Annotated in this window: 12 protein-coding genes and 1 pseudogene; 3 read left to right on the top strand and 10 right to left on the bottom strand. The window is 67.6% G+C overall.

Going from position 1 to position 16009, the window contains the following annotated elements:
- Positions 1–237: 237 nt before the first annotated feature.
- Positions 238–1404: a magnesium and cobalt transport protein CorA gene (locus tag ACZ56E_RS16490; protein WP_471214684.1), complete on the top strand. Its 1167-nt coding sequence runs from the start codon at positions 238–240 to the stop codon at positions 1402–1404.
- Positions 1405–1432: 28 nt separating this feature from the next.
- On the opposite strand, the pseudogene ilvN reads toward ACZ56E_RS16490, so the two are convergent.
- The 8 genes and pseudogenes from ilvN to ACZ56E_RS16450 form a co-directional block, all read right to left on the bottom strand.
- Positions 1433–1666, bottom strand: a pseudogene (ilvN, locus tag ACZ56E_RS16485) (acetolactate synthase small subunit); the annotation flags it as partial.
- The gene (locus ACZ56E_RS16480) at positions 1663–3393 is read right to left on the bottom strand and encodes an acetolactate synthase large subunit (RefSeq protein ID WP_471214682.1); all 1731 of its coding nucleotides are present in this window, start codon (positions 3391–3393) and stop codon (positions 1663–1665) included. The gene ACZ56E_RS16480 and the pseudogene ilvN, both read right to left, overlap by 4 nt.
- 60 nt (positions 3394–3453) lie before the next feature.
- Entirely contained in the window at positions 3454–4602 is a 1149-nt protein-coding gene (locus ACZ56E_RS16475; RefSeq protein ID WP_471214680.1) for an MFS transporter, read from the bottom strand.
- A 96-nt stretch (positions 4603–4698) separates the two neighbouring features.
- Entirely contained in the window at positions 4699–5775 is a 1077-nt protein-coding gene (locus tag ACZ56E_RS16470) for a methyltransferase (RefSeq protein WP_471214678.1), read from the bottom strand.
- 11 nt (positions 5776–5786) lie between these two features.
- A complete protein-coding gene (locus ACZ56E_RS16465; RefSeq protein WP_471214676.1) occupies positions 5787–7571 on the bottom strand; it encodes an FAD-dependent oxidoreductase in 1785 nt (594 codons plus the stop codon).
- A gap of 33 nt (positions 7572–7604) precedes the next feature.
- Positions 7605–8747: an FAD-dependent monooxygenase gene (locus ACZ56E_RS16460; protein WP_471214674.1), complete on the bottom strand. Its 1143-nt coding sequence runs from the start codon at positions 8745–8747 to the stop codon at positions 7605–7607.
- A 30-nt stretch (positions 8748–8777) separates the two neighbouring features.
- On the bottom strand, positions 8778–9446 hold the full coding sequence (locus ACZ56E_RS16455; protein WP_471214672.1) for a cupin domain-containing protein: 669 nt from the start codon (positions 9444–9446) through the stop codon (positions 8778–8780).
- A gap of 49 nt (positions 9447–9495) precedes the next feature.
- Positions 9496–10332 carry a sugar phosphate isomerase/epimerase family protein gene (locus tag ACZ56E_RS16450; RefSeq protein ID WP_471214671.1) on the bottom strand — a complete coding sequence of 279 codons (837 nt, stop codon included), beginning with the start codon at positions 10330–10332 and terminating at the stop codon, positions 9496–9498.
- 276 nt (positions 10333–10608) lie between these two features.
- Here ACZ56E_RS16450 and ACZ56E_RS16445 point away from each other — a divergent pair, with 276 nt between their 5' ends.
- The gene (locus tag ACZ56E_RS16445) at positions 10609–11580 is read left to right on the top strand and encodes a UbiA prenyltransferase family protein (RefSeq protein WP_471214669.1); all 972 of its coding nucleotides are present in this window, start codon (positions 10609–10611) and stop codon (positions 11578–11580) included.
- A 24-nt stretch (positions 11581–11604) separates the two neighbouring features.
- Here ACZ56E_RS16445 and ACZ56E_RS16440 read toward each other — a convergent pair whose 3' ends face one another.
- A complete protein-coding gene (locus ACZ56E_RS16440; protein ID WP_471214668.1) occupies positions 11605–12324 on the bottom strand; it encodes a helix-turn-helix transcriptional regulator in 720 nt (239 codons plus the stop codon).
- 592 nt (positions 12325–12916) lie between these two features.
- Here ACZ56E_RS16440 and ACZ56E_RS16435 point away from each other — a divergent pair.
- Positions 12917–15061: an ATP-binding protein gene (locus ACZ56E_RS16435; protein ID WP_471214667.1), complete on the top strand. Its 2145-nt coding sequence runs from the start codon at positions 12917–12919 to the stop codon at positions 15059–15061.
- Here ACZ56E_RS16435 and ACZ56E_RS16430 read toward each other — a convergent pair.
- Entirely contained in the window at positions 15055–15987 is a 933-nt protein-coding gene (locus tag ACZ56E_RS16430; protein WP_471214665.1) for a cysteine peptidase family C39 domain-containing protein, read from the bottom strand. The two genes, ACZ56E_RS16435 and ACZ56E_RS16430, sit on opposite strands and share 7 nt — an antisense overlap.
- Between the last annotated feature and the right edge of the window lie 22 nt (positions 15988–16009).

Raw genomic sequence — 16009 nt, 5'->3', positions numbered from 1 at the left:
GCAACCACACGAGGCTCTGCGCCCACCGAACACCGGAGGCCCCGGACATCAGAGCCCCCCCCCCCGCACATCGGAGGCACCGCACATCGGAGGCCCCGCACATCGGAGGCCCCGGACACCGGAGGCACCGGACATCGGAGCCCCCGGCCCGCCGCGCCCGCCCCGCCCGCACCTTTTGGCCCGCATATCCTGCTCCGTGACCATATAGGCGAGCGATCGACGAAGGAGGCGGCCAGCATGGCGGAGCGCCGCACCCGTCCCACACCGACCGCGAACACCAAGAAGCACACATGGCGGCGTGCGACGCGCCCCCCGGCGGCCCCGCCTCCCGAGAGCACCCAGCCACACCCGGAGCCTCCGGAGGCCCCTCCCCGGCCGGCCGCGGGCAGCGTCGTCGAGGCGGCGCTGTACCGCGACGGCGTCCGCGTGGCGACGCCCGGCACCCTGGCCAACACCTTCCGCGAGCTGCGCGACGCACCGGACGGAATGGCATGGATCGGCCTGGCACGCCCGACCGAGGCGGAACTCCTCTCCCTGGCCGAGGAGTTCGACCTCCACGAGCTGGCACTCGAAGACGCGATGGAGGCCCACCAGCGCCCGAAACTGGAACGCTACGGAGAGACACTCTTCGTCGTCCTGCGCGCGGCCCGCTACCTCGACGCGCCCGAGGAAGTCGAGTTCGGCGAACTCCACGTCTTCGTGGGCCCCGACTTCGTCATCACGGTCCGGCACGGCGCGGCCCCCGACCTCTCGGCGGTCCGCCGCCGCATGGAGGACTCCCCCGACCTCCTCAGGCTCGGCCCCGAGGCGGTGCTGTACGCGATCCTCGACGCGGTGGTCGACGGCTACGCCCCGGTCGTCTCCGGCGTCCAGAACGACATCGACGAGATCGAGACGGAGGTCTTCCGCGGCGACCCGGAGGTCTCCCGCCGCATCTACGAACTCTCCCGCGAAATGGTCGAGTTCCAACGCGCCACCCGCCCCCTGGTCAGCATGCTGCACGCCCTGATGGCGGGCTTCGCGAAGTACGGCACGGACGAGGAACTCCAGCGCTACCTCCGCGACGTCGCCGACCACGTCACCCACACCAGCGAACGAGTAGACGGCTTCCGCCAGGCCCTGGCCGACATCCTCACGGTCAACGCGACCCTGGTCACGCAACAACAGAACGCGGAGATGCGGGCCCTGGCGGAAGCAGGCTTCGAACAGAACGAGGAGATCAAAAAGATCTCGTCATGGGCGGCGATCCTCTTCGCCCCCACCCTCGTCGGCACGATCTACGGCATGAACTTCGACACGATGCCCGAGCTGAAGTGGGCGGTCGGGTATCCGTTCGCGATTCTGCTGATGGCCGTGGTGTGCGTGAGCCTGTACTTCATCTTCAAGCGAAGGGACTGGCTGTAGGGGGCGGGGTGGGGTCCGGCCGCGTGCGGTCGACTTCCGTGACGCTCAGTACGTTGATGAGCTTGTCGAGTTGCTTGGTCACCTGCTCCAGCGGGGAGCGGTCCGCGTCCACCACGAGGGTGACGCGGGAGAGGCCGTCCCCCTCGGTCGGGGCGACGGCCAGGGAGTCGATGTTGAAGCCGCGCCGGCTGAAGAGCGCGGTGATCCGGGTGAGCGCGCTGGGCTTGTCCTCGACCAGGACCGACAGCGTGTGTTTGCTCATGATGCGTCGCTCTCCCACTTCGGAGTCATGTCTCGGGCGATCTGAATGTCGTCGTTGCTGGTGCCGGCGGGGACCATGGGCCAGACCATGGCGTCCTCGTGGACCACGAAGTCGACGACCACCGGCACGTCGTTGATCTCCATCGCCTTGGCGATGGTGGCGTCCACGTCCTCGGGCCGGGTGCACCGCAGGCTGACGCAGCCGTAGGCCTCCGCCAGCTTCACGAAGTCGGGGACGCGCTCGGTCGTCTGCAGGTCGGAGTTGGAGTACCGCTGGCCGTAGAAGAGCGACTGCCACTGGCGGACCATGCCGAGTTTGCCGTTGTTGATGACCGCGACCTTGATCGGCGCGCCTTCGAGCGTGCAGGTGGCCAGCTCCTGATTGGTCATCTGGAAGCAGCCGTCCCCGTCGATCGCCCAGACCGTCGCGTCCGGCCGGCCCATCTTGGCGCCCATCGCGGCGGGCACGGCGAAGCCCATCGTGCCGAGGCCGCCGGAGGTGATGAAGCCGCCGGGCTTCTCATGGCCGATGAACTGGGACGCCCACATCTGGTGCTGGCCGACGCCGGCCACGTAGAGGGCGTCCGGTCCGACGAGGGAGCTCAGCCTTTCCAGGACGTACTGCGGAGCGAGCTGGCCGTCCGCGAACTCCTCGTACCCGAGCGGGTAGGTCTCCTTCAGGCCGTCGAGCAGTGCGCGCCACTTGACGTAGTCACCGGGGCGGTCGATCGCGTGGACGAGGGCGTCGATGACCTCCCGGCAGTCCCCCACGATGGGCACGTCAGCCGTCCGGTTCTTGGAGATCTCCGCCGGGTCGATGTCCGCGTGGATGACCTTGGCCCGCGGTGCGAACGACGACAGCTGCCCGGTGACCCGGTCGTCGAACCGCACTCCCAGGGCGATGAGCAGGTCCGCCTTCTGCAACGCGCCTACCGCCGGCACGCTGCCGTGCATGCCGGGCATCCCCATGTGGAGCGGGTGGCTGTCGGGGAAGGTGCCCCTGGCCATCAGCGTGGTGACGACCGGAATACCGGTCAGCTCGGCCAGGCGGAGCAGTTCCGCCGAGGCGCGGGCCTTGTGCACGCCGCCGCCGACGTACAGGACCGGCCGCTCGGCCTCGGCGATCAGCCTGGCCGCCTCCTGGATCTGCTTGGCGTGCGGCCGGGCGACCGGCCGGTAGCCGGGCAGCTGTGGCGTCGGTTCCCAGTGGAACTCGGTGCGGGCCTGGAGCGCGTCCTTGGAGATGTCGACCAGTACCGGGCCGGGACGGCCGCTGGAGGCGAGGTGGAAGGCTTCCGCGATGGTGCGCGCGATGGCGTCGGGGTCGGTCACCAGGAAGCTGTGCTTGGTGATCGGAAGGGTGATGCCGCAGATGTCGGCTTCCTGGAAGGCGTCCGTGCCGATCATGCCGCTCGACACCTGACCGGTGATGGCGACCATCGGGACGGAGTCCATGTACGCGTCGGCGATCGGGGTGACCAGATTGGTGGCGCCCGGGCCCGAGGTGGCCATGCAGACGCCGACCTTGCCGGTGGCCTGGGCGTACCCCTCCGCGGCGTGTCCCGCGCCCTGCTCGTGCCGCACCAGTACGTGGCGGACCTTGGTCGAGTCGTAGAGCGGGTCGTAGGCGGGGAGGATGTGGCCGCCGGGATACCCGAAAACGGTGTCGACTCCGACGTGCTCCAAAGCCCTGACCAGAGCTTGAGCACCTGTCATCTGTTCAGCCATCTGTGGTTCCTATGAGTTCGGTGTTGCGAAGCCGACCGGGGTCGGCGGGAAGCCTCCGGGTCACGCGGCCGTCGCGGGGCGCCGCGGCACCAGCTCCGTCAGGTAGTAGAGGGCCGCCAGCAGCGGGAAGGCGATGCCGCACCATGCGATGCCCTCCCAGCCGTACGTCGCGTACACGGACCCGGCCACGGCAGAGCCGACCGCGCCTCCGATGAAGAAGATCGCCATGTACAGGCCGTTGAGCCGGCTCCGTATCTCCGCCCCCAGCGAGAAGATCGCGCGCTGGCCGAGGACCAGGTTGAACGAGATGCCGACGTCGATCAGGAGCGCCGCGAAGAACAGGGCCGCGACCATGTGCCCGCCACTCGCGAACACCAGGAGGAAGCAGGCGACGACGGTCAGGATCGCGAAGGCCGTCGCGGGCTTTGTCAGACCGCGGTCGGCGACACGGCCCGCTATCGGCGCGACGAAGGCTCCTGGGACCGCCGCCAGGGAGAACAGGGCGATGCCGCCTTGGCTCAGACCGCACGCCGGGCTCGCCAGGATCAGTGGCACCGCAGTCCAGAACAGACTGAACGCCCCGAACAGCAAGGCGTGGTAGAACGCCCGTCGCCGCAGGATCGGCGTGTGGACGAGCAGTTGGCCCATCGACCCCAGCAACGTCAGGTAGCGGAAGGACGTGCTCGGCTTCCGTTCCGGAAGGACCGAGCGCAAGGTCACGGCGAACACCAGCATCAGTCCGGCGGAGATGGCGAATATCGCACGCCAGCCGAGCAGATCCGTCGTCATGCTGGCCACGGGCCGCGCGAGCAGGATGCCCATCAGCAGGCCGCTCATGACATTGCCGACGGCCTGGCCACGGGTTTCCTCCGGGGCGAGATGGGCGGCGAAGGGCACCAGCATCTGCACCACGACCGAACTCAGGCCGATGACCAGAGAAGTGGCAAGGAACAAGCCGGCGTTCGACGCGACGGACGCGCTCAGCAGCGCCGCCATGCATGCCACCAGCGTGACCATGATGAGACGCCGGTTCTCGAAGATGTCACCCAGCGGAACCAGTACGACGAGGCCGACACCGTAGCCGATCTGGGTCAGGGTCACGATCAAACTGGAGGCGTTCTCGGTCAGGCCCACGTCGGGGCCGATCAGAGCCACCAGGGGCTGCGCGTAATAGATGTTGGCCGCGACCGCGCCGCAGGCCAGCGCCATCAGGAAGGTCAGTCCGCGTGACATGCGCAGCTGCGTCGGCCGGCTTGTTGCACTCTCAGTGGTCATTGCTCTCTCGACAGAATAGGAATTCGACGTTTACACGGCGCGTGCTTGGACGACCGAGAATTCGGGACGCGCGGACAGCACCTGAGGGGCGGAAAAGCCTGCCGCGTGCAGGAGCCGCTTGAAGTCGTCCAGGGTGCGCTCGCGCCCTCCGTGCAGCAGCTGCATCTGCAGATCCAGCACCAGGTCGAGCGGGTCGCACTCCTGCGGTGATTCCTGCAGCACGCGGTCCACGACCACGAGTCGTGCGCCGGCGTCCATCGCCTCGCGGCAATTGCGGAGAATGGTCTCGGCCTTGTCGTCCGGCCAGTCGTGCAGAATCCACGACAGGATGTAGATGTCCCCGCCCGTCGGTACCGCGTCGAAGAAGCTGCCCGCACGCGTGCTCAGCCGTTCGTCCCCGGACGCCGCGGGCCAGGCCGAAATGACGCTGGCCTGGTCGTACACCACTGCTTGCGCGCTCGGATTCCTTTCGAGAATCGTCCGCGCCAGGCTGCCGGTTCCACCGCCGACGTCGATCACCCGTTGACCCGGGGCCACGGGGAGCACATCGGCGATGGCCGCGTAACGCCCCGGATAACCACTCGCCATGTAGCGCTGATAGAGCGCTTCCTCTTCAGGGCTTCCGTTCATGTACGAGAAGAAGTCCTGACCGTTGACGTGGGCGAACGCTTCCTCGCCGGTGTCGACGCAGTGACTCAGTGCTCCCCAGGACCGCCAAATGCTCGGCATCGCCCAGAACCGTGCGGTCCAATGGAGCGTGGGGCCGGGGGCGGTTCTCAGGAGCCGCGAGGCCTCGTTGTGGCGGATTCTGCCGTCCGCCTCGACCTCGAACACGCCGAAGGACGACAGTGCTCGGGCCACCCGGGTCAGGACATCTGTGTGGACCTTCAGGTGCTCGGCCAGGGAGGCCAACGAGGTTCCCTCGTCGTCCACCGCGTCGGGCAGTCCGACTTCGCAGGCCGCAGCGATCAGCTGCGTGACCGCCATACCGCGGATCAGCTCTTGCATCCTGCGGATGGTGCCGGCTTCCGGCACCCCGGCCTCGGCCCCGACCTCGGCCTCTACGTGCGTAACGGGCTCCGCCTGGAAAGACGTCTGGATAGTCATGCGCACCTTCTCTACTCGGCCATCGCCATATCCGGACGAGCCGCTGAGGCTCGCTCATCATCTCGACCAAGAATGTCGAGCAAGGCTGCGCGCAGCGATTCCTCGGCTTCGCCAGAATCCGCCTTGCGCCAGGCGATAAACGAATCCGGTCGCACCAGGAGACAGCCGTCCTCCGGTATCTCCGCGGCCTCCGCCCAATCTCCGTAGAGGTCCTGCAAGGCGTGTCCGGGGCCGATGACATGCGCGGCGATCTCGATGTCCAGCTCTTTGGAGACGCGCTCGGCGGCAGCAAGCCACACTTCGCCGTTCAGCCCCGTCAGCAGGGAGAACTTGCCCTTGCCCACCACGTCCAGGCTCGAGATCTGCGTACCCTGCCGGTCGAGCCACGCATGCGGCAAACGGGCGCCGGGCCGGCTGGACGCCTGGTAGTACAGCTCAGGGTCGCGGAGCCAGGCGGGCTGCGCGGTACCGTCCGGGCGGACGGCGTCGGATGCGTAACGCTGGTTGAGTTCAACGCCTTGCGTGGCAAATTCGTACGACTTGAGCTCGATGGCCTCGCGCAACATTCTGCGCTTTTCGGCACCCGCGGCAGAACCCTCCTTCAAGAGGGACATGTTGGCGCGCATCTGCTCCGCATCGAGGTTTGCGTCCAGGCCGAGTGCAGAGAAGATGCCTCCGAACTGCTCGATGCTCTTGTTCGCGCGCTCCACGATCTGCTTGCCGATCGGCGCGCGTTCCTGGTCGTACGTATTCAGCAGTCGGTCCGAAGCCTGACCCTTCAGGACCATCGCCATTTTCCACGCCAGATTGTAGGCATCCTGAATCGACGTGTTCGAGCCCAGGCCGTTGGACGGGGGATGACGATGCACCGCATCGCCCATACAAAATACCCGCCCTTGGGAATACTTGGTGGCGTACTTCTGGTTCACCGTCCACGTCGAGACCGAGCGTATGGTGATGTCCACCGAATCGTCGCCGATCAGTTGACGGGCAATGCCGACCGCGTCGATTTCGGAGACGTCGGGCTCGCCGGCGCTCATGTCGTAGCCCCACACGATCTGCCACTCGTTCCACGGCCTGACCATGCGCAGGAGGCCCATGCCGATGCCCCCGACATTGGCGCCCGGCTGCATGATCCACCAGAGATAGCCGGGCCGGTGCGCCACGAGGTGGGAGAGATCCGCGTGCAGAATGATGCTGATGCTGCCGGCGAGCCCCATGTGGCCTTCCATGGGCAGACCGAGCTGCTCCGCCACACGGCTGTTGCCGCCGTCCGCCCCGATCAGGTACTTGGCCCGAATCTCGTACGGCTCGCGCTTCAGCCTGTCGAAGACATGCGCGGTGACACCCTGCTCGTCCTGGTCGAGCCGCAGGAATTCCGTGTCGAAGCGCACATGGCTGCCGCGCGCAGCGGCATTGGACAACAGGATGGGTTCGAGGAGGGTCTGCGGCAGGTCGCAGTGCTCGGCGGGGCTGGCCAACGCGTAATCGCTCTGCCGTTGTGGCCTGTTGGCGCCATAGGGCAGGCGGCCCAGTTCCTCGCCGACCAGACTGGTGCAGAAGACGACATTGCCCATGACCTCTTTTGGCGAGGCCTTGGCAAGGATTTCGTCCGCCACGTTCAGGTCCCGGAAGACCTCCATGGTGCGCTGGTTCTTGTAGTGCGCGCGCGGGGTGTCGGCGAGCCAGCGATGCTTCGTGATCACGAGGTTCTCGATGCCGTACGTGCTCAGCATCAGTCCCGCGGATGACCCCGCCGGACCGCTCCCGACGATCAGGACGTCAGTGTCGTACACGTGATGTGTCTCCTGAATTCATGTTCAGCCGTCTCATGTGGCGGTGAGGGCGCTGGACCGGCGCGGCACCAGATCAGTGGTCATCGCGTCATGGCTGAAGACCCAAGCCGGGTCTTCGGCGTCCTTGAGCCACGAGTTGTCGGCGGACACGGCCTGGACCCGGCCGGTCCGTTGCTTACGGCTCTCCGCGTAACGCCAGAACGCCGCCTCGATCTCGTCCTCGCCTTCCAGGCAACGCAGCAGCAGTACGCCGTCCTCGATGGCCATGGCCGCGCCTTGGGCCATGTGCGGCCTCATGGGGTGACAGGCGTCGCCCAGGAGCGCAATGCGCCCTCGGCCCCATTGCTGCAACGGCGGGCGCTCGAAGAGCGGCCATTTGCTCAAGGATTCCGCCGCGTTCAGCAGGTTGAGGACTTCGTCGCAGGAGCCGGTGAAGGCGTCCAGCAGCTCGTCCTTGTCGCCGCCGACCCAGGACTGGGGATGCGTCCATGCGTCAGCCGCCGTGCCGGCGACGAAGTAGTAGTCGTCGCTCCGGGAATCGGTCGGGTAGCCGATGACGAAACTGTCGTCGGCCCACCACTTGGTGATGCACCGCCTGTCGACGGGGACCCGGATGTGCGCAGGCACGATCGCCCGGTACGCGATCTGGCCGGCGAACGCGGGGCGTTCAGCGCCGTGCATCACCGCACGGACCTGAGATCCCAGACCATCGGCGCCAATGACGCAGGAGGCTTCGACGGTGCTGCCATCGGCGAAGCGCAGCCGCACCGACTCGCCACCGTCGTCGAGCGAGACCAGTCGCTTGCCGTATTGCACGCTGCCCGGCCGCAGGGCGTTGATCAGTTCCCGATGGAGCACGCCGCGGCCGACGGTGAGATAGGGAGCTCCATACCTCTCCGTCGCCGGGCCACCGAGCGTCAAGGTGCACCTGACGGAATTCGATGCCAGGTTCCGACTCGTGAATGATGCGGGCAGGTAACCGGACCTGATCAGCGCATCACCGATGCCTATGTGACTCAAGATGCGCATCACATTGGGCGTCAGATGAATTCCGGCGCCGGCGGGCTCGAATGTGTCCGCCTGTTCGTATACCGCTACGGAGTAGCCTGCTTGCTGCAGCAACGCTGCGGTCGCGGCGCCGCCCAGACCGCCGCCGACGATGGCAATGGAGTTCATGTACTTTCCCCCTGATTCGATGGCGTAAAACTAGGCCTGCGCCTCAATTTCATCATGCATCAGGTTGAGGAGAGTCATGCGCCGGTCGCTCGGCAGCCAGTCAGGTCTGTCCTCCACGACGTCCTTGACGAAGTCCCAGAAGTCGGCACTCTGATTGATGCCGTAGTCGCGAGCCATGGTGACCAGACGAATACGGGACATGAAATCGGGCTCTGTGATGTCCTGGTTGCTCTTCACGACCTTGCCCGCGTTCATGAAGTACGGGAGGATCGAGCTCTCCGGCGTGTCCGGCGTCCAGACCAGCCACATCTCTTGGGTGACATTGGATGTGTTGACGAAGCCATGCGTGTAGTTGCGCGGAACGTAGAGCAGTTCCTTCGGGCGCATCGGCAGCATGGCGACTGTTTCCTTGTCGGCACCATTGCCAGGGGTGACGTCCAAGTCGGGGAATTCGTTGGGCCCCATGAAGATGCTGAAGCCGCCGTTCGGCGCATAGAACCATTCGTCGGTACGGTGATGGATATGCGGCGGCGGCCCGACGTGCGGCGGCACGGTGAGCTTGGAGAACAAGTACTTGCCGCCGTTGCTCTCGCCCGTCTGCACGAAGTTGAAGACCTCGCCGGCCGGGCCGAGTACCAACGGCTTCTCCGGGCCTGGCTTGACCTCCGGAAAGTCGAACACTTCGTATTCTGTGGTCATCGATATTGCCCTTCTTCTCGGGGAGCCGGCGTCCCCACGCCGTCCAGCATCACGGGTTCGCGACCAGGGAAGCAGTTGCTGAATTCATCGCCGCCGATGTGACCTCGCGCAGCGCGGTCATGCCTTGTCGCGCCAGCGGCGCAGGCGGCCGCAGCTTGTATTGGTCATTGAAGATTTCGAGTGAGACCGGGCCGTCATAGCCGTTGGCCAATACGGGTGCCAGGAACGCTGCTACGTCGAAATCTCCCTCGCCGGGCAGGCAGCGGTGATGCCGGCTCCAGGACCGCACATCCAGATCCATCCAGGGGGCATCCGATACCTGGATCAGCGCGATGCGATCAGCGGGTATGCCGGCCAGATCCTCGAGAGAGTCGCGCAGTGCGAGGGTGTGAAAGCTGTCCAGCACCAGGCCGATGTTGTCGGCGCCGGAGCGCTCGATCATGCGCCAGGCCTGACGGAACGTATTGACTCGCAGGCCCCAGGACAGTGCTTCGTAACCGATCGAAAACCCTCTGGCGGCGGCCCGTTCGCCCAGGCGCGCCAGATCATCGGCGAGGACACCGTCGTCGAGGTCCGAGACGTCGCTGACGTTGCTGCACAGGATCAGCGTGCTCGTCCGCAACTGCTCCATACGGTCGAAGATGCGCTCGATGCGGTCCAGCCTCGGCACCAACTGGTCCCTGGGGCCGCCTTCGAAGTCCCTGAGCGGCTGATAGTTCACGATCTCGAGGCCGAGGTCTGCCGCCATGCCCCGGGCGGCAGACGCCGAATACTCCTGCAGGTCCCATTCCATCAATTCGACACAAGAGAAGCCTGCGTCAGCGATTGCTTGCATCTTGCCCGGCAGAGGGCCACCCAAGGTGACCGTAGCAATACCGTAGTCCACTTCGCTTACCCCTCGATCACGGAATGGCACGTCACAGTGCGGACGGCCAAAACTAGAAGAGGGGTCGACCCGTCAGCAATATCGTTATGCCGAAGGAGACATCAGAATGTCTCCAAAGACTCATGCCCGCCTCGGCGAGACGTGTCCCGGCAGGTTGCCTGCTCTCGGTCCGCGCGGCATCGGCGATGCACTGCACCCGGGGCCGGGTTGTGTCTTTAGTTGCAGACGAGGCACATTTCCGTCCGACCGACTGCGGAGTGCTTGTATCCTCCACCTGTGGCTGAGTTCATTCGCGCCCCATGGTCGGATATTGACGACCCTTCAGGGCGCATTACGTTGCGCAGAGTTGCGCGGGCAGCGCGGCTGTGTGTGAGGGAAGCTCGGCCGGTCGTCCAGGTGGTTTTCGTCCTGAGGTACGTGGTGGGTGTGGGACTCGCGATCCACCAGCCCGTGCACCCGCTCCACGTGGCACTCGGCGGGCTCGCATGGTGGTGCGCGATCGTCTTCGTCTACCTGATCAACGGCGTCATGGATGTCGAAGAGGATCGCCACAACAACTCGAATCGTCCCATTGCCCGCGGGGACCTCGCGTTGCCGACCGCCGGCGTGTTCACCGCTGTCCTGGCCCTGGGAGCACTCGGAATAGCCTGGTGCGTACCGGGACTCATCGGATGGGTCGCTGCCTTCTTGGCCCTCGGGTGGGCCTATTCGGCACGGCCGTTCATGGCGAAACGGCACAGTACCTCCTGCGCGCTCGTCGTATTCGGGCTCGGCTGGACCTCCTATGCGGCCGGAGTGGCGGCTGCCGGCGGCGACATGGGAAGCGCCGTGCCCGTGATGTTCGCCAGTGTCATGGCCGCATGGATGGCGCTGGTGGGCGCGGTGGTGAAGGATCTGGGGGACGCCGAAGGAGACGCCGCGGCGGGGCGGCGCACCTTCGCGGCCGTGAGGGGGCCGCAAGCGGCGACGCGGCTCGCGGTACTCGGCGCGGTACTGGTCGGTGGAGCGAGTCCGGTCGCCGCGGCGATCTGGGCGCCCGTGGAAATCCCCGGTGCGACGGTGCTGTCGTTGGGTGCGGTCTGGGTCACCGTGGAATGCCTGCGCTTCAGCCGGTCGGCGACGCAAGGAGGAGACCGGAATGCCCGCCGCAGCGCCTACCGGGCCTTCATGTTCACTCAGTACGCGGCCAATGTCGTGATGCTCGCGGCATTGCCCATCTGGAGCGGTGCGGGCTCACTCGCCTCATGAATGCGCCGGGCCAGGACAAGTAGGCTAGGACAAGCGGGCTGCGGCCGCCTTGCGCACCGCGTCCATGCGGGAGGAAGCACCCAGCTTTCCGAAGATATTGGAGAGATGGCGTTTGACCGTTCCTTCGCTTATCCCCAGATGGTGGGCGATCTGCCGGTTGGTCATGGCATGGGAAACGGCGTCGATGACCTGGCGCTCCCGCGTGGTCAACTCGTCGCGCTGTTGCCCGCCCTCTTCCGTTTCCGGCGAAGACTCGCTGTGGGGCACGGGCTGGGTGCTCTGGCGTTCGAGGGCGAGAATGCGGCTTCTGGTCTCGTCGTAGCCGAGTGTCCCCGCGTAAAGACGCTCGCTTGTCGCCCGCCGAAAGGCCGAGTTGACCGTTTGCCAGACCAGCAGCCGGTGCGCGGGGGCTTCGCAGGTCGTGGCGACGTGCACCGCGGCTTGCAGGGACGACCAGAGGACCTCGACGGCACGGATGGACTCGGCCGCGGGGATGCGCTGCAGTGCCCGATGGGCCCCCAGCAGCCGGGTGTACCCATCCGCTTCCGTCGCCTGCGGAGAGGCACCGCTCTCCAGGCTGGCCACGCATTCCCGGATGATCGCCACCGCCTGACGACGGCACTGTTCCCATGCCTCCGGATGCAGGACGAGCAAGCTGTTGAGGCGGAGGAGTCCCATGCGATAGGACTCAACAATGCCTGGTAGGGCCGAACTCAGACTCTGGGCCGCCAGCGGATGCGACATGTCTCCCCGTTTCGTACTCATACATCGCGACGTCTGGTTCGCTTTCGCTCGATGATGTACGACGGTGTACGGAATCTATCGATCGAGGTAGACCTGAGTCGCTGCTGCTGTGTCGTCCGAGGTTTGTGGCCTTGATGACAGTCGTCAGATCCCAACGCGGTCGGCAGGAAGCTGCCTTGGGCTCGTGACCTTGATGGCAGTCGTTGAATCCTCAACGCCGATGTGGATGGCAATGTAGATCAACTAGGTGGTTGGTGCAAGATTGCAGTGAGCGTATTTCCGGCTTCCCGGAATGATCGGTCCAAACCTGCCTGAATCCACCGACCGAAGGCCCGCGGCGTCCGCATGCACTACGTCATGGGTGACGAGCCGCCGACTGCAACCACCATCAGATTGCGACGCCTTCCTGTCTTGATCTGTCATTTCGCGGCATCTGTCGCCACGCCCCGGACGTCGGCGGAGATCCGGACTACTCTCCCGCTCACAGAACGTGAGGGGGCGAGGGATCGCAGCGCTCCGTCCGGGCCAGGAAGGCGCATCGTTGGAGCCGACTGAGCGGCGGCCGGGAAACCTGCCGCCGGAGACCACGAGCATGGTCGGCCGCAGCCTCGAACTGCGGCAGCTGGAGCGGCTGTGCGGCCGGTCCCGGCTGGTCACGGTGACCGGGGTGGGCGGCGTGGGCAAGAGCAGACTCGCCCGGCGGGCGGCCGCCGGGCTGCGGCCCCGGTTCGCGGACGGTGTCTGGTGGGTCGAGCTCACCGGGCTGCGGGAGGGCGCCCTGCTGGCCCACTCGATCGCGGAGGCGCTGCCCCTGGCCGACCAGTCCACCCGGCCCCTGCTCGATGTGGTCGCCGACTATCTGGCCGACCGGGAGCTCCTTCTGGTGTTCGACACCTGCGAGCACCTGACCGACGCGTGCGCGATGGCCGGCGAGGCCCTGCTGCGCGCCGCGCCGGGACTGCAGATCCTGGCCACCAGCCGGCGCCGCCTCGGTCTCATGGCGGAGGAGGTGCTGACCCTGGAGCCGCTGCGGGTGCCGCGCGGCCGGGAGGACATGGACGACTCGGAGGCCGTGACGCTGCTGGTCGAGCGGGCCGCCGACGCCGTGCCCGGGTTCACCGTGTCCGCCGCCGACGCGGCGGATGTCGTACGCCTGTCCCAGCTACTCGAAGGCCTGCCCCTGGCCATCGAACTCGCCGCGGCCCGGCTTGGCCGGCTGCCCGTCGACGAGCTGGTCAAGCGGCTGCCGGACCGCTTCGAGGTCTTGCAGGAGTCCGTGGCGGCTCCCGAAGACGGGGCGCCGGAAGACAAGGCCCACGGAGGCGACGCTCCGGAAGCCCCTCCCGCCCCGGCCACCCGCCCGCGCCCCGCCCCAGAAGTGCCCCCCTGGCACCGAGCCCTGCGCACCACCATCGGCTGGAGCCACGAGCTGTGCACGCCCGCCGAGCGGCTGCTGTGGGCACGGCTCTCCGTCTTCGCCGGGTCCTTCGACGCCGACGCGGCCGTGGCGGTCTGCGCCGACGAGCATCTGCCCGAGGACGACATCCCGGGGCTGCTCGGTGTGCTCGTGGACGACTCCGTCGCCAACTGGCTGCCGTCGCCGGAGGGTTCGGAGCGGTTCCGGATGCTGGAGACCGTACGGGAGTACGGCGCGTACTGGCTGCGCGAACTGGGCGAGGAGGAGCGCATGCGCCGGCGGCATCTGGCCCACTACCGCGCGTTCGCCCGGCGGGCGGACGCCGAGTGGCTCGGCCCGGAGCAGCTCACCTGGTACGCGCGGACGGCCGCGGAGTACACCAACCTGCGCGCCGCACTGGACCTGAGCCTCCTGCGGCCGGACGGACACACCGCACTGGAGCTGGCCGGGAACCTCTGGTTCTTCTGGCACGCGTGCGGGTTCCCGAGGGAGGGCCAGTACTACCTGGCACAGGCCCTCGCCGCGGACCGCGCGCCGAGTCCGGAGCGCGGCAAGGCGCTGTGGGCCGAGGGGATGGTGTACGCCACGCTGGGAGAACCGGCGGAGATCACGGCTCGGGTCGGCGAAATCGCCGCCGCGGGCGCCCGGTTCGGCTGCGCCGCGGCGGCCGACCGCGCCGACACCCTCGCTTCGATCGCGGCGGTGATGGCCGGCGACCACGCACGCGCCGCCACCCTCTCCCAGGCGGTCCTCGACCGGCACCGGTGCACCCCGATGGCCCAGCCCACCCAGTCCGCCGGCTGTGTCCGCAGCCTGGCGTACCTCAGCGAAGGCCGCGTCGACGAGGCCGTCGCCGTGCTGGAGCACCTGCGTGCCGACTGCGACCGGCACGGCGAGCAGTGGTCGCGCGCCTTCGTCGACTACATGTGCGCACGCGCCGAACTGGCCCGCGGCCGGGTGGAGGCCGCGTTCGCACACGGCCGGGCCTCGTGGCTCACCAAGCGGCGTCTCGACGACTCGCTCGGGATGGCCGTCGCCCTGGACGTCCTCGGCGCCGCCGCGGCCGCGTCCGGTGACGCCCGGCGCACCGCCCACCTGCTCGGTCTCGCCCAGCGGACGTGGGACACCCTCGGCGTACCGCAGCTCGGCATCTCCGAATGGATGGCCACCCGGCGGACCTGCGAGGAGCAGGCCCGCCGGGCCCTGGGCGACGACGTCTACACCGCCGTCTTCGAGAACGGCTACCGCACGCCTCAGGACGCCCCCGACCCGCTGACCCCCGAGGCGGAGGCGGCGCCCGGCCACCGGCAGGGTCAGTGAGTGCCGGGCAGGAGTGCGGTACGCAGCCGTTCGTACGTCGGGGCGAGCCGGCGCAGGCGGTCGGCCAGGGTCGGGTCGTCGCCGGTGACGAGCGGGTGCTGGAGGCTGCCGATCAGCCGGGACTGCTCGGTCGCGACCGCCGCAGCGCCGGAGAGTCCCAGGGACGCCAGGCAGTGCGCGGCGTCGGCGGCGCGGCGTGCGCCGAGGCGGACGGCGAAGTGGGCCATGAGGTCGCGCGTCGCCGCGTCGAGTCCGCCGTCGGCGCGGGCTGCCAGGGCCGCCAGGCCGGCGGCCCCGCCGAGTGTTCCCGGCGCCACGGGCAGGTCGTCGCGGCCTGCCAGCCAGCGCCGCGCGTCCGGCAGGGAACGCCGCAGCGCCTCTTCCGGCGCGACCTGCCGCTCCCGTACGAAGTTTGTCCGCAGTACGTAGGGGGCGTCGATGTAGTCGATCGTCTTCGCCTCCCACGCGGTGAGGAAGTCCGCCACCGGCAGCGTCGCGTACGGATGGCCGTGCGGGTCGTGGAAGAGCACGGTGTTGTCGTCTACCTCCAGCGCGACGACGTAGTGGTCGGCGCCGTCGTCGCCGGTGGGTGTGCCCGGCTGGTGGAGCAGCAGCCCCATGTCGACGGGGCCGACCAGGACGGGTCCCCGGGCGGCCGCCGCGCGCAGCCGGTCCGCGGCCTCCTCGGCCGTGCCCCCGGCGGTCCGCTCACAGCGGACGCCGAGCAGCGACACGGCCGCGTCCAGACCCAGGTCGGGGTTCCAGCCGTAGGGGTCGAACAGCGGCAGCCTGCCGGCGATGAACTGGAAGCCGAACGGCGAACCGGTCAGCACCTCGATCACGGCGGGCGGCGGGGCCGTCCCACCGAGCACCATGGCCAGGGAGTGGGCGTAGCAGTACGGGCCGGAGCCCACGTAGTACGTCATGGGTGTCCTCGTGTCGTCTCTT

Source organism: Streptomyces sp. NPDC039480 (genome assembly GCF_055597165.1).
Note: the sequence above shows the minus strand (reverse complement) of the source record. Positions and strands in the feature narration are given on the sequence as shown.